This window comes from Streptomyces sp. 142MFCol3.1 (assembly GCF_000424945.1).
GTDB lineage: Bacteria > Actinomycetota > Actinomycetes > Streptomycetales > Streptomycetaceae > Streptomyces > Streptomyces siamensis.
In genome coordinates this window covers 198,362-218,176 of record NZ_AUKV01000017.1, presented here as the reverse complement: position 1 = coordinate 218,176, position 19,815 = coordinate 198,362, and the positions used below count along the sequence as shown (strand labels likewise).

At 71.7% G+C, this 19,815-nt stretch carries 20 protein-coding genes and 1 riboswitch; of the genes, 9 read left to right on the top strand and 11 right to left on the bottom strand.

All coding sequences use genetic code 11. The features are described 5' to 3' along the window. The first annotated feature begins 111 nt into the window (after nt 1-111). The gene (gene otsB, locus H305_RS0125390) at nt 112-966 is read left to right on the top strand and encodes a trehalose-phosphatase (RefSeq protein WP_028802880.1); all 855 of its coding nucleotides are present in this window, start codon (nt 112-114) and stop codon (nt 964-966) included. Here the strand turns inward: otsB and H305_RS0125385 are convergent. Together H305_RS0125385 and H305_RS0125380 are read right to left on the bottom strand one after the other, a co-directional pair. Beyond that, entirely contained in the window at nt 954-2,447 is a 1,494-nt protein-coding gene (locus tag H305_RS0125385; protein WP_028802879.1) for an alpha,alpha-trehalose-phosphate synthase (UDP-forming), read from the bottom strand. The two genes, otsB and H305_RS0125385, sit on opposite strands and share 13 nt — an antisense overlap. Nucleotides 2,448-2,555: 108 nt before the next feature. Further along, on the bottom strand, nt 2,556-3,527 hold the full coding sequence (locus H305_RS0125380) for a glucosyl-3-phosphoglycerate synthase (protein ID WP_028802878.1): 972 nt from the start codon (nt 3,525-3,527) through the stop codon (nt 2,556-2,558). Between the two features lie 204 nt (nt 3,528-3,731). Then, nucleotides 3,732-3,890, top strand: a riboswitch (SAM riboswitch). A 17-nt stretch (nt 3,891-3,907) separates the two neighbouring features. Here H305_RS0125380 and thrC point away from each other — a divergent pair. From thrC to H305_RS0125355, 5 genes are all read left to right on the top strand, one after another. After that, on the top strand, nt 3,908-5,194 hold the full coding sequence (gene thrC / locus H305_RS0125375) for a threonine synthase (RefSeq protein WP_028802877.1): 1,287 nt from the start codon (nt 3,908-3,910) through the stop codon (nt 5,192-5,194). Further along, the gene (locus H305_RS0125370) at nt 5,191-5,466 is read left to right on the top strand and encodes a MoaD/ThiS family protein (RefSeq protein WP_028802876.1); all 276 of its coding nucleotides are present in this window, start codon (nt 5,191-5,193) and stop codon (nt 5,464-5,466) included. Before thrC ends, H305_RS0125370 begins: the two co-directional genes overlap by 4 nt. A 496-nt stretch (nt 5,467-5,962) precedes the next feature. Next, entirely contained in the window at nt 5,963-6,169 is a 207-nt protein-coding gene (locus H305_RS0125365; protein WP_005486335.1) for a cold-shock protein, read from the top strand. Nucleotides 6,170-6,503: 334 nt separating this feature from the next. After that, nucleotides 6,504-8,126, top strand: a complete 1,623-nt coding sequence (groL, locus tag H305_RS0125360; protein WP_028802875.1) for a chaperonin GroEL — start codon at nt 6,504-6,506, stop codon at nt 8,124-8,126. A 266-nt stretch (nt 8,127-8,392) separates the two neighbouring features. Further along, nucleotides 8,393-9,514, top strand: a complete 1,122-nt coding sequence (locus tag H305_RS0125355) for an NADH:flavin oxidoreductase (RefSeq protein WP_028802874.1) — start codon at nt 8,393-8,395, stop codon at nt 9,512-9,514. 115 nt (nt 9,515-9,629) lie between these two features. Here H305_RS0125355 and H305_RS0125350 read toward each other — a convergent pair whose 3' ends face one another. The 6 genes from H305_RS0125350 to H305_RS0125325 all read right to left on the bottom strand — a co-directional run bounded on the left by H305_RS0125350 (nt 9,630) and on the right by H305_RS0125325 (nt 14,893). Continuing rightward, on the bottom strand, nt 9,630-9,893 hold the full coding sequence (locus H305_RS0125350) for a DUF397 domain-containing protein (protein ID WP_028802873.1): 264 nt from the start codon (nt 9,891-9,893) through the stop codon (nt 9,630-9,632). Further along, nucleotides 9,874-10,719: a helix-turn-helix domain-containing protein gene (locus H305_RS0125345; protein WP_028802872.1), complete on the bottom strand. Its 846-nt coding sequence runs from the start codon at nt 10,717-10,719 to the stop codon at nt 9,874-9,876. The genes H305_RS0125350 and H305_RS0125345 overlap by 20 nt, the downstream gene beginning before the upstream one ends. A 128-nt stretch (nt 10,720-10,847) precedes the next feature. After that, entirely contained in the window at nt 10,848-11,435 is a 588-nt protein-coding gene (locus H305_RS0125340; RefSeq protein ID WP_028802871.1) for a hypothetical protein, read from the bottom strand. After that, nucleotides 11,432-12,886: a PTS transporter subunit EIIC gene (locus tag H305_RS47045; RefSeq protein WP_037765240.1), complete on the bottom strand. Its 1,455-nt coding sequence runs from the start codon at nt 12,884-12,886 to the stop codon at nt 11,432-11,434. The genes H305_RS0125340 and H305_RS47045 overlap by 4 nt, the downstream gene beginning before the upstream one ends. 16 nt (nt 12,887-12,902) lie before the next feature. Beyond that, a complete protein-coding gene (gene murQ, locus H305_RS0125330; protein WP_028802870.1) occupies nt 12,903-13,850 on the bottom strand; it encodes an N-acetylmuramic acid 6-phosphate etherase in 948 nt (315 codons plus the stop codon). Nucleotides 13,851-13,966: 116 nt separating this feature from the next. Beyond that, a complete protein-coding gene (locus H305_RS0125325; protein WP_028802869.1) occupies nt 13,967-14,893 on the bottom strand; it encodes a MurR/RpiR family transcriptional regulator in 927 nt (308 codons plus the stop codon). Between the two features lie 56 nt (nt 14,894-14,949). Here H305_RS0125325 and H305_RS0125320 point away from each other — a divergent pair, with 56 nt between their 5' ends. Continuing rightward, the gene (locus tag H305_RS0125320) at nt 14,950-15,333 is read left to right on the top strand and encodes a hypothetical protein (protein WP_028802868.1); all 384 of its coding nucleotides are present in this window, start codon (nt 14,950-14,952) and stop codon (nt 15,331-15,333) included. Then, on the top strand, nt 15,330-15,593 hold the full coding sequence (locus H305_RS0125315; RefSeq protein ID WP_028802867.1) for a DUF4031 domain-containing protein: 264 nt from the start codon (nt 15,330-15,332) through the stop codon (nt 15,591-15,593). Before H305_RS0125320 ends, H305_RS0125315 begins: the two co-directional genes overlap by 4 nt. 170 nt (nt 15,594-15,763) lie before the next feature. Here H305_RS0125315 and H305_RS0125310 read toward each other — a convergent pair whose 3' ends face one another. From H305_RS0125310 to H305_RS0125300, 3 genes are all read right to left on the bottom strand, one after another. Then, on the bottom strand, nt 15,764-16,852 hold the full coding sequence (locus H305_RS0125310) for a GNAT family N-acetyltransferase (protein ID WP_051370940.1): 1,089 nt from the start codon (nt 16,850-16,852) through the stop codon (nt 15,764-15,766). A gap of 20 nt (nt 16,853-16,872) precedes the next feature. Further along, entirely contained in the window at nt 16,873-18,087 is a 1,215-nt protein-coding gene (locus H305_RS0125305) for a Cmx/CmrA family chloramphenicol efflux MFS transporter (RefSeq protein WP_028802865.1), read from the bottom strand. 194 nt (nt 18,088-18,281) lie between these two features. Beyond that, nucleotides 18,282-18,977: a hypothetical protein gene (locus H305_RS0125300; RefSeq protein ID WP_028802864.1), complete on the bottom strand. Its 696-nt coding sequence runs from the start codon at nt 18,975-18,977 to the stop codon at nt 18,282-18,284. A 123-nt stretch (nt 18,978-19,100) separates the two neighbouring features. Between H305_RS0125300 and H305_RS0125295 the strand changes: the two genes are divergently transcribed. Beyond that, nucleotides 19,101-19,775, top strand: a complete 675-nt coding sequence (locus H305_RS0125295) for a maleylpyruvate isomerase family mycothiol-dependent enzyme (RefSeq protein WP_028802863.1) — start codon at nt 19,101-19,103, stop codon at nt 19,773-19,775. Nucleotides 19,776-19,815: the final 40 nt, after the last annotated feature.

Genomic DNA, 19,815 nt, shown 5'->3' with positions numbered 1-19,815 from the left:
GGCGGGGCCCCTGGTCCGTGGGCGGCCGTGACGCGAGGGCGCGACGGCAGGGCCCGGACGTGTCGCGATCAGCCATGGGTGAGCCCGCCCGTCCGTGGATAGGGTCGTCCCATGGGCAGCCCTACCAAATCCCCGGACTCCTTGCCGACGCCCGCGACCCCCGCGGGACGCGACGGCCTCGACGCCATCCTCGCCCGGCCCGGCCGGGCCCTGATCGCCCTCGACTTCGACGGGACACTCGCCCCGATCGTCCCCGACCCGGACCAGGCCCGCGCGCACCCGGACGCGGTCCCCGCGCTCGCGGCGCTCGCCCCCAAGGTCGCCTCCGTCGCCGTGATCACGGGCCGCCCGGCCGGGGTCGCGGTCCGCAAGGGCGGCTTCGCGGACGTGCCGGGCCTGGAGCACCTGGTGGTCCTCGGCCACTACGGCGCGGAGCGCTGGGACGCGGTGAGCGGCACCGTCACCGCCCCCGCACCGCACCCCGGCGTCGCCGCCGTCCGGGCCGAGCTGCCCGGGGTGCTCGACCGGGTCGGCGCCTGGCAGGGCACCTGGATCGAGGAGAAGGGCCGCGCGGTCGCCGTGCACACCCGCCGCGCGAGCGATCCGCAGGCCGCGTTCGAGGCCCTGCGCGAGCCGCTGACCGACCTGGCGACCCGGCACGGCCTGATCGTCGAGCCGGGCCGCATGGTCCTGGAGTTGCGCCCGCCGGGCATGGACAAGGGTGTCGCGCTCCTGGAGTACGCCCGTGAGATGGGCGCCGAGTCCGTCCTGTACGCGGGTGACGACCTGGGCGACCTGCCGGCGTTCGCCGCGGTCGACAAGCTCCGCTCCGACGGCGTCCCCGGCCTTCTCGTGTGCAGCGGTAGCTCCGAGGTCGCCGAACTGGCCGACCGGTCCGACACGGTGGTGGACGGCCCGGGCGGCGTCGTACGTCTGCTGGCGGCGCTGGCGGCTCAGCTCGGCTGAGTGCCGCCGAGTGCCTTTAGCGCGTGCAGCTGCTCCAGGAACCAACGGGAGGGCGGCAGCGCGGTCGCCGCGGCGGCCAGCCGCTTGGTGCGCTCCGCCCGCTCGTGGGCCGGCATGGTCAGCGCCTCGTGCAGCGCCTGCGCGGTGCCGGACACGTCGAAGGGATTGATCTCGATCGCGTCCTCGCGCAGCTCCTCGAAGGCGCCTGCCTCCCGGGACAGCACCAGCACGCAGCCCTCGTCGGAGACGACGGGGACCTCCTTGGCGACGAGGTTCATGCCGTCGCGGATCGGGTTGACGAGGGCCACGTCGGCGAGCCGGTAGGCGGCCAGCGAACGGGCGAAGTCGTCCTTGACGTGCAGCACGACCGGGGTCCATCCCGGCTTCCCGTAGCGGGAGTTGATCTCCTCGGCGAGCCGCTGCACCTCGGCGGTGTAGTCGCGGTAGACGGCCAGGTCCTGGCGCGAGGGGTACGCGAAGGCGACGTGCACGACGCGCTCGTGCCACTCGGGGTGGTCGTCGAGCAGCTGCCGGTACGCCAGCAGTCCGCGCACGATGTTCTTCGACAGTTCGGTCCGGTCGACCCGCACGATGGTCCTGCGGCCCTCGCCGATCTGCTCACGCAGCGCGGCCATCCGTTCGTCGACGTCCGGTTCGTGCGCGCGCCGGCGCAGGAAGTCGGCGTCCGCGCCGAGGCCGTGCACACCGATCTCGGTGGACCGCAGCGGGGGGCGGCCGGTCGGGGTGTGTTCGACGGCCCTGCGCGGGTCGCCGCTCGGCCAGCTGGGGAAGATCCGCTCGCCGTCGGTCTGTCCGGCGCAGGTCATGAAGGCGTGGGCCCAGCGCCAGGTGAGGAAGCCGAGCCGGTCCGCGCCGAGCATGCCCCACACCAGTTGGGCGCGGATGTCGTCCGGCAGCATCCGGAAGTACTCCGGCGGGGCCCACGGCGTGTGCGAGAAGTGGCCGATCCTGAGGTCCGGGCGCAGCTCGCGCAGCATGCCGGGCACCAGGCACAGGTGGTAGTCCTGCACGATCACCACGGCATCCTCGGCCGCGGCGTCGGCCAGGGCCTCGGCGAACGCACGGTTGTACGTCTCGTAGGCGGCCCACCGGCGCCGGAACTCCGCGTCGAAGACCGGCTCCAGGGGCGTCTGGTAGAGCATGTGGTGCACGAACCACAGGACCGAGTTGGCGATGCCGTTGTAGGCGTCGGCGTGCACGTCGGCGTCGATGTCGAGCATGCGCACGCCCTCCTCGGCGATCCCGCGGCGCACCGCCTCGCGGTCGCCGTCGCCGAGCGCCGAGCACACCCACAGGGCGCCCGCTTCCGGACCGATCGCGGAGAGGCCGGAGACCAGCCCGCCGCCTCCCCGCCGGGCGTGCAGCGAACCGTCCTCGCGCACCTCGTACGAGACCGGGCCGCGGTTGGACGCGACGAGAATGTGGTGGGCGGTGCCCTGCGCAGAAGCCGTGGAAGCCATACGCCTCAACCTAGCCCGGCCCGGAAACGCTCAAACGTACGGACGACGGTACGAACAGGCCGTATACGACCGGCGGAGTCGGTCACTCCGTGTTTTCGCAGACCGGGGCTATGCCACTTTGCGTGACTGGTATTCGGCGATGTCCGCCATCGGTGGCCGCTCCTCCGTGTCGACGGAGTAGGTGCGCGGCTCGAAGCCGTCCTCGCCCCGCTCGAACTGGGTGAGCGCGGGGCGGACGAGGTGCCCGCGGGCCAGCCGGAGCTGTGCGGTGCGGTAGATGGCGGCGGCCATCCGGCCGAGCGCCTGGCCGTCCTGGTGGCGGTGCTTGCGGACGCCGACGTCGACCTGGGCGAGGGCGTCCAGGCCCACCAGGTGCAGCGCGTCGACGAGCATGCCCAGTTCGACGCCGTACCCGACGGGGAACGGCAGCTGTTCGAGCAGGGAGCGGCGGGCCGCGTACTCGCCGCCCAGAGGCTGGACGAAGCCCGCGAGTTGCGGCCAGTGCATGTTGAGCAGGGGACGGGCCATGAGCTCGGTGACACGGCCGCCCTGGCCGGCCGCCGTCGGGCCGGACGCGGAACCGTCCGACACGGTCAGCGGCCGGTCGTACATGGCCTTGACGAGGTCCACACCCGGTTCGGTGAGCAGCGGGCCCACGATCCCGGCGACGAAGTCCGAGGAGAACTCCTTCAGATCGGCGTCGATGAAGCAGACGATGTCCCCGCTCGTCACGAGCAGCGACCGCCACAGGACCTCGCCCTTGCCGGGCACGGCCGGGATGCGCGGCAGGATGTCGTCGCGGTGCACGACCCGCGCGCCCGCGGCGGCGGCGACCTCGGAGGTGCGGTCCGTGGAGCCCGAGTCGACGACGACGATCTCGTCGACGAGGGGGACCTGTTCCATCAGGTCGTGGCGGATGATCGCGACGATGTCGCCGACCGTCTCCTCCTCGTCGAGGGCGGGCAGGACCACGCTGACCGTCGAACCGGTGGCGCGTTTCGCGGCCATGAGCTTGTGGAGCGGGCGATCGGACACGGACCAGGAGCGTGTGCCCAGCCAGCGCTCAACTTCTTCCAGCACAGTCTGCGGCTCCTCACTGTTTGATCACATGCTCTCATCGGCATGCCCGCCGTGGCAGCGGCTGATCGGCTAGGGCCGTCTCGCGGTTCGGACGACTGGCTCAACTGTCCTGGCCTTCGGTTACAGTCTTGAACAACGCGGGTGACCATCGCATGTCCTGGATCGTCCGCACATAAGCAGTTCAACAGTTCAACAATCGAATACCGCTCATCCAGAGGGGCAGAGGGATACGGCCCGATGAAGCCCCGGCAACCCTCCAGCCGGTCTCGTACCGATCGACATCTCGATCGCACCGCGAGGCTCCCGGCTCGGGAAGGTGCCAAATCCGTCTCACGGCGAGATGCGTCGTGAGGAAGATGAGGAGAAAGGGCCTCGCCTCCATGGCTGCGCAGACAGTTGCAACCACCACGAACTCCGTCGACCTCGGTCCCGCCGTCGCCCTCTCGTGCCGGGAGTGCGGCCACCGCGTGCCCCTCGGCCCGGTCTTCGCCTGCGAGGAGTGTTTCGGCCCGCTGGAGATCGCGTACGACTACTCGGCCTACGACACCGAGGAACTCCGCAAGCGCATCGAAGCGGGCCCCGCGAACATCTGGCGCTACGCCCCCCTGCTGCCCGTCCCCGCGGACGTCGCCGAGAAGCCGAACATCAACCCCGGCTGGACCAAGCTCGTCAAGGCCGACAACCTCGCCCGCGAACTGGGCGTGACCGGCGGCCTCTACGTGAAGGACGACTCCGGCAACCCGACGCACTCCTTCAAGGACCGCGTCGTCGCGCAGGCCCTGGAGGCCGCCCGCGCCTTCGGCTTCACCACCCTGTCCTGCTCCTCCACCGGCAACCTCGCCGGCGCCGTCGGCGCCGCCGCGGCCCGCGCCGGCTTCCGCTCCTGCGTGTTCATCCCGCACGACCTGGAGCAGGGCAAGGTCGTCATGGCCGCGGTCTACGGCGGCGAACTCGTCGGCATCCAGGGCAACTACGACGACGTGAACCGCTTCTGCTCCGAGCTGATCGGCGACCCGGCGGGCGAGGGCTGGGGCTTCGTCAACGTCAACCTGCGCCCGTACTACGCGGAGGGCTCCAAGACCCTCGCGTACGAGATCTGCGAGCAGCTCGGCTGGAAGCTCCCGGACCAGCTGGTCGTCCCGATCGCCTCCGGTTCCCAGCTCACGAAGATCGACAAGGGTCTCCAGGAGCTGATCAAGCTCGGCCTCGTCGAGGACAAGCCGTACAAGATCTTCGGCGCCCAGGCCGAGGGCTGCTCGCCGGTCTCCGTCGCCTACAAGGCCGGGCAGGACGTCGTCCGCCCGCAGAAGCCGGACACCATCGCCAAGTCGCTGGCCATCGGCAATCCGGCCGACGGCCCGTACGTGCTCGACATCGCGCGGCGCACCGGAGGTGCGGTGGAGGACGTGAACGACGAGCAGATCGTCGACGCGATCAAGCTGCTGGCGCGCACCGAGGGCATCTTCGCGGAGACGGCCGGTGGTGTGACCGTCGGCGTCACCCGCAAGCTGATCGAGAACGGGCTGCTCGACCCGGCCCTGACCACGGTCGTGCTGAACACCGGCGACGGCCTCAAGACCCTGGACGCGGTGGCCTCGGACACCGGCCTGACCGCGACCATCCGCCCGAACCTGGACTCCTTCCGAGAGGCTGGCCTCGCATCATGAGCGTCAACGTCCGCATCCCCACCATCCTGCGCACCTACACCGGCGGCCGGGCCGAGGTGAACGCCGAGGGCGCGACCCTCGCCGAGGTCATCGCCGACCTGGAGAAGAACCACACGGGTATCTCCGCGCGCGTCCTGGACGACCAGGGCAAGCTGCGCCGCTTCGTCAACGTCTACGTCAACGACGACGACGTGCGGTTCGAGCAGGGTCTCGAGACGGCGACGCCGGACGGTGCGGGCGTCTCGATCATCCCGGCCGTCGCCGGAGGCTGACGCCGGCGCGGCGACATGCCGGCGGCCGGGCGCGAGGTCTGCCGACGGCCGTCACCGAGGGTGAGATTATTACCAAGGGTAATGCCCATCACCGAGAGTTCATCGAATTGCCCCCTCCGTGAGAGAAACGGAGGGGGCAATTCTGCATGGTTGAGCACGGTACAGTTGGGGAACCCGCTCCGCATTTCATGCCGGACGCATATGAGTACCTGTGCGGCACCCGACAAGAAGCAGCCAAAGTGCCCCGCCTTTTTGAGCCGTTTATGGCATTTACGGGGCCCGACTTGCCCTGAATCTTCGCACATTCTCCGCATATTCCCGATCGGCCGTGCCCAGAATTCTCGTCCGATTGACCTGTTGCAGACGGCAGTTGGGCAGATACATTCAGCCGCGGTCGACGCGTTCCGGCGCACACCCCCAACCGTTGGGGGGTGAGGTCTGACCCGGATCCGCGAAGTGTGGATCTGTGCAAGGGCCAGTAATAGGGGAGTTAGGCATGGCTCAGGGCACCGTCAAGTGGTTCAACGCGGAGAAGGGGTACGGCTTCATCGCGGTCGACGGTGGTGCGGATGTATTCGTCCACTACAGCGCGATCCAGATGGACGGCTACCGCACCCTTGAAGAGGGCCAGCGGGTCGAGTTCGAGATCTCGCAGGGTCAGAAGGGGCCGCAGGCGGACATGGTCCGTTTGGCTGCCGGCTGAAGCACGCGCCGACTGATTGTTCGACGTGACGAAGGGCCCGTATCCCCATGGGGTACGGGCCCTTCGGTCTGTCCGCGGGCCGGGGCCGTCCCGTGCTCCGCTCCCGTGCGCCCCCGTGTTCACCTGGGGATCCGCTGGAGCCGCTTGCACTCGACAGGGGCGAGTGCTAATCATTGGCGTTAGCACTCTGAAGGTGAGAGTGACAACGAAGGACCGGGTCGGCGAGGCCCGCAGGCCAGGTGGGGCAAGGAACCACAAGGCAGGCAGGCCGTCCGTCGCGGGCGCCAGCGCGGTCCTGTGAGCTTTCCACCCCAGTCCGGGAGGACCACTTCACATGGCCAAGATCATCGCGTTCGACGAGGAGGCACGGCGCGGCCTTGAGCGCGGTATGAACCAGCTCGCCGACGCCGTCAAGGTGACCCTCGGCCCCAAGGGCCGCAACGTCGTCCTTGAGAAGAAGTGGGGCGCCCCCACGATCACCAACGATGGTGTGTCCATCGCCAAGGAGATCGAGCTGGAGGACCCGTACGAGAAGATCGGCGCCGAGCTGGTCAAGGAAGTCGCGAAGAAGACCGACGACGTCGCCGGTGACGGTACGACGACCGCGACCGTCCTCGCCCAGGCCCTGGTCCGCGAGGGCCTGCGCAACGTCGCCGCCGGTGCCAACCCGATGGCCCTCAAGCGCGGCATCGAGAAGGCCGTCGAGGCCGTCTCCGGCGCGCTGCTGGAGCAGGCGAAGGATGTCGAGACCAAGGAGCAGATCGCTTCCACGGCCTCCATCTCCGCCGCCGACACCCAGATCGGCGAGCTCATCGCCGAGGCCATGGACAAGGTCGGCAAGGAAGGCGTCATCACCGTCGAGGAGTCCCAGACCTTCGGTCTGGAGCTGGAGCTCACCGAGGGTATGCGCTTCGACAAGGGCTACATCTCGGCGTACTTCGCCACCGACATGGAGCGTATGGAGGCCGTCCTCGACGACCCGTACATCCTGATCGCCAACTCGAAGATCAGCAACGTCAAGGACCTGCTGCCGCTCCTCGAGAAGGTCATGCAGGGCGGCAAGCCGCTGCTGATCATCGCCGAGGACGTCGAGGGCGAGGCCCTGTCGACCCTGGTCGTCAACAAGATCCGTGGCACCTTCAAGTCCGTCGCCGTCAAGGCTCCGGGCTTCGGTGACCGCCGCAAGGCCATGCTCGGCGACATCGCCATCCTCACGGGCGGCGAGGTCATCTCCGAGGAGGTCGGCCTCAAGCTGGAGAACGCGGGTCTGGACCTGCTGGGCCGCGCCCGCAAGGTCGTCATCACCAAGGACGAGACCACGATCGTCGACGGCGCCGGCTCTGCCGACCAGGTCGCCGGCCGGGTCAACCAGATCCGTGCCGAGATCGAGAACTCCGACTCGGACTACGACCGCGAGAAGCTCCAGGAGCGCCTGGCGAAGCTGGCCGGCGGCGTGGCCGTCATCAAGGCCGGTGCCGCCACCGAGGTCGAGCTCAAGGAGCGCAAGCACCGCATCGAGGACGCCGTTCGCAACGCGAAGGCGGCCGTCGAGGAGGGCATCGTCGCCGGTGGTGGCGTGGCCCTGCTCCAGGCCTCCCAGGTGTTCGAGAAGCTGGAGCTCGACGGTGACGAGGCGACCGGCGCCAACGCCGTGAAGCTCGCGCTGGAGGCCCCGCTCAAGCAGATCGCCGTCAACGGCGGCCTCGAGGGCGGCGTCGTGGTCGAGAAGGTGCGCAACCTGGCCGTCGGCCACGGTCTGAACGCCGCGACCGGCGAGTACGTCGACATGATCGCCGAGGGCATCATCGACCCGGCGAAGGTGACCCGCTCTGCCCTGCAGAACGCCGCCTCCATCGCCGCGCTGTTCCTCACCACCGAGGCCGTCATCGCCGACAAGCCGGAGAAAGCCGCCGCGGCCGCTCCGGGCGGCATGCCGGGCGGTGACATGGACTTCTGATCGACCCCGGTCGATCACCGTCCTTCGTTCCGAGGGCGGCACCCTTTCCAGGGTGCCGCCCTCGGGCGTTTTCGGGGGGCGCGGTCCGGCTGTGTCCCCGGTGGGGCGTGGTCGGGATCACAGGTGGCGCGTGCGGGTGCGGCGGAATGCGGGGCCGGGGTTCGCGGGTTGACCCGGAAGGGTGGTTGATGCATGTGCACATACCACCCGGAATGTCCCGCTCGGCGTCAGAGTGACGCCTCTCCGACCCCCGAGGAGACCGCTCCGTGAGCGACACCGCCGCCTCCCGCGCCGCAGAGATCCTGTCCCGGCCCGTTTCCCTGAACGGGCTGACCGTCCCCAACCGGATCGTGATGGCCCCGATGACCCGCATGTTCTCCCCCGGTGGAGTCCCGGGCGAGGACGTCATCGGCTACTACGCCCGCCGCGCCGCCGCGGGCGTCGGTCTCATCGTCACCGAGGGCACCTACGTGGGCCACGACTCGGCCGGGCAGAGCGACCGGGTGCCACGTTTCCACGGTGCGCAGCAGCTGGAGGGCTGGACGAAGGTCGCCGACGCCGTGCACGCGGCGGGCGGCACGATCGTGCCCCAGCTGTGGCACATCGGCATGGTCCGCAACGCGGGCGAGCCGCCGTTCGCCGACGCCCCTGCGGTCGGCCCCTCCGGCCTCGCCTCGGCCGGCGCGGACGTCACCGGCAAGGCCATGACCCAGCAGGACCTCGACGACGTCGTCGAGGCGTTCGCCGAGTCCGCCGCCGCCGCGGAGCGCATCGGTTTCGACGGCGTCGAACTGCACGGCGCCCACGGCTACCTCATCGACCAGTTCCTGTGGGAGGGCACCAACCGCCGCACGGACGCGTACGGCGGCGACCCGGTGGCGCGCACCAAGTTCGCGGCCGAGATCGTGGCCGCCGTCCGCGCGGCGGTCTCGCCGGACTTCCCCGTCCTCTTCCGCTACTCGCAGTGGAAGCAGCAGGCGTACGACGCGCGCCTCGCCGAGACGCCGGAGGAGCTGGACGCGATCCTCACGCCGCTCGCCGCGGCCGGAGTGGACGCCTTCCACGCCTCCACCCGCCGTTACTGGCTCCCGGAGTTCGACGGCTCGGACCTGAACCTGGCCGGCTGGACGAAGAAGCTGACCGGCAAGCCCACCATCACCGTCGGCTCGGTGGGCCTGGACGGCGACTTCATCAAGGCGTTCCAGGGTGAGGGCGCCCCGGTGGCCGGCCTCGACAACCTGCTGGACCGCCTGGAGCGCGACGAGTTCGACCTAGTCGCCGTCGGCCGTGCGCTGCTCCAGGACCCTCAGTGGGCGGCGAAGGTCCTCGACGGACGGTTCGGGGAGCTGGCGCCGTACGACGCGTCGGCGCTGCGCTCCCTGAGCTGACCCCGCGCCGGCCGGGGCGGCACCCGTCGCGTGAGCCGCGGGTGCCGCCCCGATGCGTGCGCGTGAACTCCGTGACGTGAAGAGAGGCCTGCTGTTCGGCTGCTGCTCCCGGCGGTCAGCGCTTCAGGTTCTCGACGAAGGCCGTCCACGCCTCGGTCCGGAAGGTGAGTGCCGGACCGAGGGGGTTCTTGGAATCCCGGACCGGTACGAGGGTGGGGTGACCGTCGGCCACCTCCAGGCAGTCGCCGCCCTGCCCTCCGCTGTACGTCGACTTGCGCCACCGGGCGACCTCCAGGCAATTGCCGCCCTCGCCACCGCTGTAGCTGGACTTGTACCAGGTGGCCCTGCTCAGGTCGTACTCACGGGTGCTGTTCTCCATGCTCGTAATCCTGCGCCAGCGTCTCCAGCAGGGCCAGTGAATCCTGGGGTGAAAGTGCCGCCGCCTGGAGGAAGTTGAACATCAGCGCGTGACGGGCCACGGTGGCCGGGTCGTCGAGAAGTTTCCCCATGTCCGGGGCCTCGACGAAGGAGAGCGGTGGCGCGTCGGCGAACTCCATGAGCTTCAGCGGACCGTCCATCGCCGCGTGTGCTCCCGCGGCGAACGGGACCACCTGCACGATGATCCGGTGCTTGCGCGCCAGGCCCGCCACGTGCCGCAGAGCCTTCGCCATCACCGCGCCGCCGCCGACCTCCCTTCGCAGCGCCGCTTCGTCGAAGACCGCCCACAGCAGTGGCGTTGCCGGATCGTCGAGGAGGCGGGCCCGTTCGAGGCGGGCGGCCACCAAGGACTCGATCTCGTCGTCCGTCGACGTCGGCCTGTACGCGCGGAAGACGGCCTCCGCATAGGCCTTGGTCTGCAACAGGCCGGGGATGAGCAACTGCGCGTACTGCCTGATCGCCGTTGCGATCGCCTCCGCCTCCGCCGCCTCGGCGAAGTGGTCCGGGTACTTGGACTTGGCCAGCGCCCGGCAGTTGCGGGCGAAGAAGCCGTTCGTGCCGAGGAGCTCGTCTATCTGGACGGCGTATTCGAGGTGGAGTCGGCGGGTCCCGGCCTCCAGCTGACCGATGAACGAGCCGCTGACGAAGAGCGGTTCGCCCAGCTCGGCCTGGCTGAGGCCGGCGTTCTCGCGGGCGTGCCGCAGCTCCGCGCCGATCATGGCCCGGGGCGACGAGGACGGGTCGAGGTCCTTGGGGCGTCCTGGCATGGCAACTCCCTGTCGCGCAGGAGGGGTTGTTGAGGTGCCGTCCTCGGCCAGGTTAGAGAGCGGTCGGCCACACTGTGTGGTGAACGCCGATACTCGGAGTGAAGGGGAGCGGGGTCGCCGGACGCGGGCTACAGATTCCCCATCGGCTCGATGTCGACCCGGACGGGCGTGCCCCAGATGCGCAGGACCTCGTAGTCGGTGAACTCGTGGACCAGGCGGTAGGCCATGCCCGGGTGGGGCGTCCTGCGCTCGGCGGCGAGATAGCGCTCGGCCTCGTGGCGGTCGCGGCGCGGGGTGCCGCACAGCTGCCATTCCTGGCCGTTCCACATTTCCGGGAGCCAGCGCTGCTGGGGCTGGGGGCGGTCGCCGCGTACGCCGTAACGCGACGTGGCGCGCTCGGGGGACTCGTCGGGGCCGGGGCGGCGGGCGCGTCCGTACGCGTCGTTGACCTCGGTGCGGCGAGCGGTGCGGCGCCGGGTCTCGCAGAGCAGGCACAGATCGGGGGCGCCCTCGTCCACCGGCCCGTTCGGATGCTCGGAGCAGCGCGTCGCGGGCGCCGCGGTCGTCACCGTCTCGTCGAGCAGGTCCAGCGCCCGCTTCAGGTCCGCCTTGACCTCGTGCAGCTTCGCGTCGGGCGTGTCGGCGGTGAGCGCGTCGCCGTGCTCGCCGAGCAGGCGAAGGGCCCGGCCGAGGGCGGTCAGCTGTGCGTGGTTCATGGCTCCACCCTCGCACGCGCCACCGACAATCCGGCGAGGCCGTAGAAATAGGTGGCCGCGAAGCCGACGACGTACCCCGTGAGCAGGCCGCCCGCGTAGACCGCCGCGGCGAGGGCCGGGCCCCGGCTGCCGTTCAGGAGCGGGAACAGCGCCCAGCCCGAGGGGCCGATGGCCGTGGAGCCGACCTTGTCGCCCAGCATCGAGAAGAACCCGACGAAGGCGCCGCCCGCGGCTCCTCCCGCGCAGGCCGTGACGAAGGGGCGGCCGAGCGGCAGGGAGACGCCGTAGATGAGGGGTTCGCCGACGCCGAGGAGGCCGGCGGGCAGGGCCGACCTGATCGTCGTGCGCAGCGAGGTGTCGTGACGCAGCCGGACGTAGACCGCGAGGGCCGCGCCTACCTGACCCGCGCCCGCCATCGCCAGGATGGGCAGCAGGACCGTGTAGCCCTGCTGCTCGATGAGGGTGGTGTGGATGGGGATCAGCGCCTGGTGCAGGCCCAGCATCACCAGGGGGAGGAACAGGCCGCCCAGGACCAGTCCCGCGAGGGCGCCCGTGTGGTCGAGGAGCCAGTTCGCCGCCGTGCCGATGGCCGTGGCCAGTTCACCGGCCGCGTACATCAGGCCGTAGAGCGTCACCAGGCCGGTGATCAGGACGGTGAGCGTCGGGGTGACGAGGACGTCCAGCGCGTCCGGGACCCGGCCGCGGATCCGCTTCTCCACGTAGGTGCCCAGCAGCGCCGCGGCCAGTGCGCCCAGGACGCCGCCCTGGCCGGGGGACAGCGCCGTGCCGGACACCGTCACCCCGGCCACCCCCGCGTACACCACGACCGCCGCCACCGCGCCGCCGAGGACGGGCGTCCCGCCGAACTCCTTCGCCGTGTTGTAGCCGACGAAGACGGGGATCAGCGCCATGAAGCCGGAGGCGATCGCGGTCAGCGCCGGGGTGACGCCCGGAAGCCATCCGAGGTTGACCAGCAGGCCGTTGAGGCCGGCGACCACTCCGCAGCCGATCAGGGCCGGGATCAGCGGGACGAAGATGTCCGCGATCCGGCGCAGCATGATCCGGACGGGTGTGGAGTTGCGCCGGAGCCGGTCGGCCTTCAGCTCCGCGCCCCTGGCCGCCAGCCGTTCGGCGGTGCTGTCCGCCGGGGGGCCGGGCGTGGCGGTGGCGAGGACGCCGGGCGCGCCGGCCGGCGCCGCGGTCAGCAGGGCCTCGAACTCGGGGGTGACCCGGGCGACCGTCCCCGGGCCCAGGACGATCTGGTAGGTGGCGTCGTCGGCGACGACGCCGAGCACGGCGGGCAGCGCCCGCAGCGCCGCCTCCTGGACCAGGCTCCGGTCCCGCAGGCCCAGCCGGAGGCGGGTCATGCAGTGGGCGACGGAGACGACGTTCGCGGGGCCGCCCACGAGGGGCAGGATCGCTTCGGCGGTGATGCTGTCCGGTGTGCGCACTCCCCGAGGGTGCTGGTCAGCCGGCCGCGGCCGCCAGCGCGGCGCGCAGATGGCCGCTGCTCTCCTTCAGAAGGCGGGCGGCCGTGGGAGCGTCCACCTCGCCCAGGATCGTGAGGATCGCGTTCTTCACCTCGCCGTCCGTGGCGGCGAGCGCCCGCTCGATGTCCTCGTCCGGGGCGCCCGTCGCCAGCGCGACGATGCGGCGGGAGCGGGCCCGGAGCTTCTCGTTCGACGCGCGTACGTCGACCATCAGGTTCCCGTAGGTCTTGCCCAGGCGGATCATCGTGATCGTCGAGAGCATGTTCAGGACGATCTTCTGGGCCGTGCCCGACTTCAGGCGCGTCGAACCGGTCAGCAGTTCGGGGCCCACCACGACCTCGATGCCGTGGTCCGCGGCCGCCGCGAGCGGGCTGCCCGCGTTGCAGGACAGGCCGACCGTGAGGGCGCCCCGCGCGCGGGCGTGCTCGACCGCGCCGACGGCGTACGGGGTGCGGCCGGAGGCGGAGACACCGACCACCGTGTCGTCGGAGGTCAGCGACAGTGCCTCCAGGTCGGCCGCGGCCAGTTCCCTGGAGTCCTCCGCGCCCTCGATCGAGGTCACCATGGCGGTCGGGCCGCCCGCGATCAGGCCCACCACCTCGGACGGGTCGGTGTTGAAGGTGGGCGGGCACTCGGAGGCGTCCAGGACGCCGAGGCGGCCCGCGGTGCCCGCGCCCGCGTAGACGAGACGGCCGCCGCGGGACATGCGGTCCGCGATGTCGTCGATGGCGGCGGCGATGAGCGGCAGCTGAGCCGCGACGGCCGTCGGCACCGTCGCGTCCTCACCGTTCATGATCCGGGCGATCTCCAGCGTGGCCAGCTGGTCGATCTCGGAGAGTTCGGGGCGGAACGCCTCGGTGGTCATCGAGTCCAACTGGTCCCGCAGGTCACGGTAGTTGGAGGAGGCGTCGGCGGTTGAGGTCATGGAGGGAGGCTCTTTCCGGTGCGGTACGACGACTTCTGGTGCTGTGTGAAGAAGGGCCCCGTCGGTCAAGAGGTGCGGTGAGGCGGCCGGGTGCCGCCGCGGCCGGCCCTCCCCGGCTAGCGGGATCCGCCGCCGCGAGGGGTGTGCCGGTGCGCCAGCGCCTCGTACGAGGCGGACAGTGCCGGTGCCGCCTTCTCGTACGTCCGCTGTGCGACGCCCACGAACAGGCAGTCCACCACGAGGAGCTGGCTGGTGCGCGACGACATCGCCGCCGGACGCAGCTCGCTCTCGCGGGCGGTGGACGTGGTGAGGATGTGGTCCGCGTACTGCGTGACGGGTCCGCCCGGCCGGCCGGTGACGGCGACCGTCGTCGCCCCGTGCTCGAAGGCGACCCGGAGGGGTTCTATGACGTCGCCGGTGGAGCCGGAGTGCGTGATGGCGATCGCCACGTCCTTGGCCCGCAGTTGCACCGCGTTGGTGACGGCGAGGTGCGGATCGCTGTGCGAGTGGGCTATGAGGCCGATGCGCAGCAGCTTCTGGGCGAGGTCCTGGGCGACCAGACCGGAGGCGCCGACGCCATAGATGTCGATGCGGCGGGCCGCGGCGAGCGCGGTGACGGCGGCGCCGAGCTGGACGGTGTCGAGTCCGGCGGCGGTGTCGGCGAGGGTCTGCTGCTCGTCGTACGCCAGTTTCGCGACGACGTCGGCGATCGGGTCGTCGACCGCGATGTCGGCGGTGACGGCGGGCGCGCGGCCCGACTGCTGCTGGGCGGCGAGCCCGGCGAGTGCCAGCCGCAGGTCCCGGTACCCGGGGTAGCCCAGGAGGCGGGCGGTGCGGACGACGGTGGCCTCGCTGGTGCCGGTGAGCTCGGCGAGGCCCGTGACCGTGAGGGCCGCGCAGCCGGCGGGGTCGCCGGCGACGGCCTCGGCGACGCGCTGCATGGAGCGGGTCATCGAGGGGGCGAGTGTCCGCACCTTGGCCGCGAGGGCGGCGGGGGCGGGCGGCGCCTCTCCCGCGAAAATTTCCTTCACGTCATTGGTCACATGATGAAAGATATTTTCCTTTGGGGCATACGGTCAAGGGTGCGCACAATGGGGACATGGACCCCATCAGCCCCCTGGAGCAGGCCCTGCATGCCGCGCGCTCCCTCGTACTCGCCGACCTGGTCGCAGGTGAGGTCGCCGCGGCGGACGTCGTCAGCCTCGTGGAGGAGTCGGTGGTGCAGCGCCGCTGGTGGGTCGAGCAGTGGCCGGAGGGCGCGGGCTATGTCGCGGGCCTGGTCGCCCAGGACGTGCAGGACGCGCTGCTGGAGAAGCACGGACGGTGGCCGCTGTGCCCGGTGTGCGGCTCCGGCGATCCGCACGCCCTCGACGTGGAGCCCGAGTTGGGCCCCGACCCGCACTGGGTGTGCCACAAGGTGGGCGTGAAGGTGGCCTCGGTGGGCTCGCTGGGTTCGGCCGCGGGCGGGGGCCCCTCCTCGTGACGGTCTACATCGACCCGCCCACCTGGCCTGGGCACGGTCGATGGTGGTCCCACCTGATCAGCGACGTCTCCTACGACGAACTGCACGCGTTCGCCGCCGGGTTGGGCGCACCCCGGCGCGCCTTCGAGCGCGACCACTACGACATCCCCGAACACCGCTACGCGGCCGCCGTCGCGGCCGGTGCGGTGCAGGTCAGCAGCCGAGAGGTGGTGCGGCTGCTGCACGGGGCGGGGCTGCGCCGGCGCAAGCGGAGCACGTGACGGGGGAGTCCGGGCGGACCGAGCCCGCCGGAGCCCCGGTCCGTGAACACCGGGTCGAGCGCGTGCCACCAGCCGGTCAGCGCGGCGGGGTCCGCCCCGGTGACCTGGAACAGGGCCGGGCGGTCGTAGTACGTGGCGTCGCGGACCCGGGCTGATCCAAACGAAACCCCCTAGATCCGCAAGGAGCGGTCCTGGCCGCGCAGTTCGTACGCGTACTGCTCCACGTCCTCGCTCACCCGCGTGAACCCGGCGCGGGAGATCACGCCCTGGGAGGGGGTGTTGGCCCGGTCGATGGTGGCGAAGAGGGTCGTGACGTCGTCGCGGGCCAGGGCCTCGGCGGCCAGGGCGCGCAGCGCCTCGGTCGCGTAGCCGTGGCCGCGGGCGCGCTCCGCGAGGTCGTAGCCGACCTCGGCACGGCCCTCCTCGTCGGGTGCGCCGTGGAAGCCCATCCCGCCGACCGCACGGCCGTCCTCCCGGCGCACCAGGACGAACATGCCCCACTGCGGCCGGTGCACCCCGCCCTCGTACGCCTTCACGACCATCCCGGCGGCCTCGCGGGTGCCTTCGAACGGACCGCCCTCGATCCACGCGAAGCCGCCGGTGCCGCCCGTGCTCAGATCGGCCGCGGCGGCCGGGGTGACCCCCTGGAGGGTGAGCCGCTCGGTGCCGATCACCAGATTGTTGCTCCAGCGCCACTCGGTGACCGGGGCGCGGCCGGGCAGGTCGCCCCGGCCGGTCGCCCACAGCAGGGTGCGCCAGTGGTCGGGGCCGGGCCGGACGTGCGGGAAGATCCGGGTCAGCACGGACTCGCAGAGCTCGGCCGGGGGCTCGTAGGAGAGTCCGAGGCCTTCGGCGATGTCATGGGTGTGCAGGAGGACCTCGGCGACGCCCATCGCGGCGAAGCCCTCGCGGTTCGCGCTGCGGAACGGGTACGGGTGGAACGCGCGCACCTCGCGCGGCGTGGTGCGCACGGCGGCGGCCAGCAGCGCGCCCGTCGTCTCGATCACGTCGACGACAGCCGCGTGGCCGGTGCCGTCCTCCATCACGATCTCGAAGGGGACGTACGCCTCGGTGGCCCGCCCGGCCAACTGCCCCGCGTACGCGATCAGATCACCGGCGATGTGCTCCGCCGTCCGCCGGCAGTTCCATGCGAGACGCCCCGCCGGGGTCCCCTCCCAGTCCAGCCCGGCCGCGGCGCGAAGCACGGCCACGCTTCCCTCGACGGCCTCCGACACCTGATCCCCGCCCATGTCTGCCATGCGGGCGAGGATAGGTCCCCTCACGCCTTCGTACGTACCGAATTGTTCGCCGTGCCGGCCGCGGTCACGACCCGTGAATTCCCGTCCCCCGCACGGCGGTGCAGGGACAGCGAGAGCGCGGTCACGCCGATGGCCGCCGCGGCCAGGGCCGCTCCCGCCCACGCGGTCGACGCGTACCCGAACCCCGCGTCGATGACCGTGCCGCCGATCCAGGGACCGCCGGTGTTGCCCAGGTTGAAGGCGGCCGTCGTCGTGGCACCGGCCAGGGTGGGGGCCGCCGTGGCCACATTGAACATGCGGGCGTTGAGCGCGGGCGCCGTGCAGAAGCAGGCGATGCCGAGGAGGAAGGAGAGCACGACGGCGGCGAGCGCCCACCGTCCGAGGAGGGCGAGCGCGACGAGGACGACCGTGTCGGCCGCGAGGCCGCCGAGCAGTACGCCGAACAGGTGCGCGTCGGCGAGGCGGCCCCCGATCGCCGTACCGATGAACGCGCCGACCCCGAAGAGGGCCAGCACGGTCGGCACCCAGCCGTCGTCCAGTCCGGCGACATCGGTGAGAAGCGGGGCGAGATAGCTGAACGCGCAGAAGACCGCCGCCGCGGCGAGCGCGATCACGCAGATGGACAACCAGACCTGACGGTCCCGGAAGATCCGCAGTTCCCGCCTCATGCGCGGCCTCTTCTCGGGGAGCGGGATGCGCGGTACGAGCGTGACGACCCCGACGAGGGCGAGGGCCGAAGCGGCGGCGACGGCCCAGAAGGCGGCCCGCCAGCCCAGGCCGCCCCCGAGGAACGCGCCGGCCGGCACGCCCAGCACGTTGGCTATCGACAGTCCGCCGATCATCACGGCGAGCGCACGGGCCCGGTTGTCCGGCGGGACCATCGCGACGGCCACCGCCGCCCCGACCGCCCAGAACCCGGCGCAGGCGAGCGCGCTGACGACGCGCGACACGAACAGCGTCGCGTAGGTCGGCGCGAGCGCGCCCGCGACCTGGCCCAGCCCGAAGAGCGCGAGGAGACCGACGAGGGTGGTGCGGCGGGGCAGCCGCAGCGTCGCCACCGCGAGCAGCGGCGCCCCCACGACCATGCCGATCGCGAACGCGGAGATCAGCAGGCCCGCCCGCGGGATCGTGACGTGCAGATCGTCCGCGATCGGCGGCAGCAGGCCGGAGAGCATGAACTCGCTGGTGCCCAGGGCGAAGACGGAGAGACCGAGGACGTACACGGCCAGCGGCATGCGAGGCCGGCGCACGGCGGGAGCCGGGCCGGACGCGGGGGCAAAGGCGGCGGCCCGCTCGGGGTCCGACGGGCGGGGTATCGGGGGCATGCCCCCTTCGTACGTCGTCCGGGGCTCACCGTCGAACCGGTTTTCCGCTCCCCGGCCCCCAGGCCCTGTCCGGCCGGCCCCGCCGGACCCGGTGGAGCGGGAGGTCACGCGCCGAGGCGTTCCAGCTCGGCGCCGATGTTCCGGCGCGCCCGCTCCTCCCACTCGCGTTCCCCGTAGGGCGTTTTGAACAGCTTCGGGAGCGCCAGGAGCTGCCGCAGGACGTCGGAGCGGCCCGCGCGGAACGCGTCGTCCGGGACGAAGCCGTACTCCTCGCGCACGGCCGCCGCGTACGCGGCGTACGCCTCCGGCGGAGCGGCCAGGACTGCCAGGTCGGCGTCGCACAGCACTGCGCCGTCGGCGTCGTCGGGCGCGGGGGAGTGGGTGACGGTGAGCCGGACGAGCCGGACGACCTCGTCGGTGCGGGCCGGGCCGACGCCCAGTTCGCGCAGGGCGCGCTCGGCGAGCCGGGCGGACCGCTCCTCGTTCTCGGAGCGGTCGGGGAGGTAGACGGCGTCGTGGAACCAGGCCGCCAGCCGCACGGCGGCCGGGTCCTCGGCGTACTCCTCCAGGACGTCGATGTGGCCGAGGACCGCGACGAGGTGATCGGTGGTGTGATAGCGGCGCTGGGGTTCCGCCCAGCGGGCCAGCAGGTTCGCCGCGTAGGGGTGCGGCGAGGGTGCGGCACCGGCGAGGGGGTCGTGCTCCCCGGTGTCGCGGGCGGCCCGGACCGTCGCCTCCCAGCGCTTCTCCAGGTCCTCGTGGGCCGGGTGCCGCCGCCCGCCGGCCGCCGTCTCGTCCATCGCGTCCAACCCGCCCCACTCCTCGGTCCTGTCCCTCACACCGGTCCTCGCCGGTCCCGGCGCGGCCCGTTCGTGTCGTCATTGTCCTCGCCGTCGCGCGGGTGCGGTGCCTAGCGTGGAGCCATGGTTTCTGAAGATGCGTACGACGTGAGGGATCCCGAACTCCCCGGGCGGCTCCTGCTCGCCGAGCGCGACGCGCTGCTGCCGCTGCTGCGCGCCCGCCCGGACGCGGACTTCGCGCTGCCGACGGCCGCGTGTCCGGGCTGGAGCGTGCGGGACCTGCTGGCGCACTGTTCGGCCGCGCTGATGCGGGTGGTCGAGAGCCGCTTCGAGCCCGGGGTGTTCAGTCCCGAGTCCAACGACCGCGACATCGCCGACCGCGCCGGCTGGTCCACGGCCGAGGTCGTCGACGAACTGGAACGGGGCATGACCGAGGCCGGGCCGGTGATCGCCGGGGCCGGAGGCGTCCTCGACGGCATCGCGCTCGGCGAGTGGGTGCACGCCGGGGACGTGCGCGAGACGTTCGGCGCGCCCGGGGCCTACGGGGGCGTGGGGCTGCCGTACGCGCTGACGCTGCTCGTGCGGGTCAGCCGGGAGAAGGAGCGCGTGCCGCTGCACGCCGACCTCGACGACGTCGACGAACCGCTGCGGCTGGGAAGCGTGCCGGGGGACCGGCCGCCGGCCCGGTATCTCGGCGACTCCGCCACGCTCGTACGGCTGTGCTCCGGGCGGCCGGTCGACGGGGCGCGGTACGAGCTGGCGGGCGCGAAGGAGGAGGAGCTGAACATCTTCGGCTGACGCCGGCGGCCGTCGCGGCCGGGCCCTGCGGGGTTCCGGT

Bases quoted from the DNA above. Each gene is read 5' to 3' on its own strand.
- H305_RS0125305 (WP_028802865.1), bottom strand. From the start codon at position 18,087: ATGCCGCTGGCCGTGTACGTCCTCGGTCTCTCCGTCTTCGCCCTGGGC.
- H305_RS0125320 (WP_028802868.1), top strand. From the start codon at position 14,950: ATGGACCCCATCAGCCCCCTGGAGCAGGCCCTGCATGCCGCGCGCTCC.
- H305_RS0125345 (WP_028802872.1), bottom strand. From the start codon at position 10,719: ATGCCAGGACGCCCCAAGGACCTCGACCCGTCCTCGTCGCCCCGGGCC.
- murQ (WP_028802870.1), bottom strand. From the start codon at position 13,850: ATGACCTCAACCGCCGACGCCTCCTCCAACTACCGTGACCTGCGGGAC.
- otsB (WP_028802880.1), top strand. From the start codon at position 112: ATGGGCAGCCCTACCAAATCCCCGGACTCCTTGCCGACGCCCGCGACC.
- H305_RS0125365 (WP_005486335.1), top strand. From the start codon at position 5,963: ATGGCTCAGGGCACCGTCAAGTGGTTCAACGCGGAGAAGGGGTACGGC.
- H305_RS0125310 (WP_051370940.1), bottom strand. From the start codon at position 16,852: ATGGCAGACATGGGCGGGGATCAGGTGTCGGAGGCCGTCGAGGGAAGC.
- H305_RS0125340 (WP_028802871.1), bottom strand. From the start codon at position 11,435: ATGAACCACGCACAGCTGACCGCCCTCGGCCGGGCCCTTCGCCTGCTC.
- H305_RS0125350 (WP_028802873.1), bottom strand. From the start codon at position 9,893: ATGGAGAACAGCACCCGTGAGTACGACCTGAGCAGGGCCACCTGGTAC.
- groL (WP_028802875.1), top strand. From the start codon at position 6,504: ATGGCCAAGATCATCGCGTTCGACGAGGAGGCACGGCGCGGCCTTGAG.
- thrC (WP_028802877.1), top strand. From the start codon at position 3,908: ATGGCTGCGCAGACAGTTGCAACCACCACGAACTCCGTCGACCTCGGT.
- H305_RS0125370 (WP_028802876.1), top strand. From the start codon at position 5,191: ATGAGCGTCAACGTCCGCATCCCCACCATCCTGCGCACCTACACCGGC.
- H305_RS0125295 (WP_028802863.1), top strand. From the start codon at position 19,101: ATGGTTTCTGAAGATGCGTACGACGTGAGGGATCCCGAACTCCCCGGG.
- H305_RS0125300 (WP_028802864.1), bottom strand. From the start codon at position 18,977: ATGGACGAGACGGCGGCCGGCGGGCGGCGGCACCCGGCCCACGAGGAC.
- H305_RS0125385 (WP_028802879.1), bottom strand. From the start codon at position 2,447: ATGGCTTCCACGGCTTCTGCGCAGGGCACCGCCCACCACATTCTCGTC.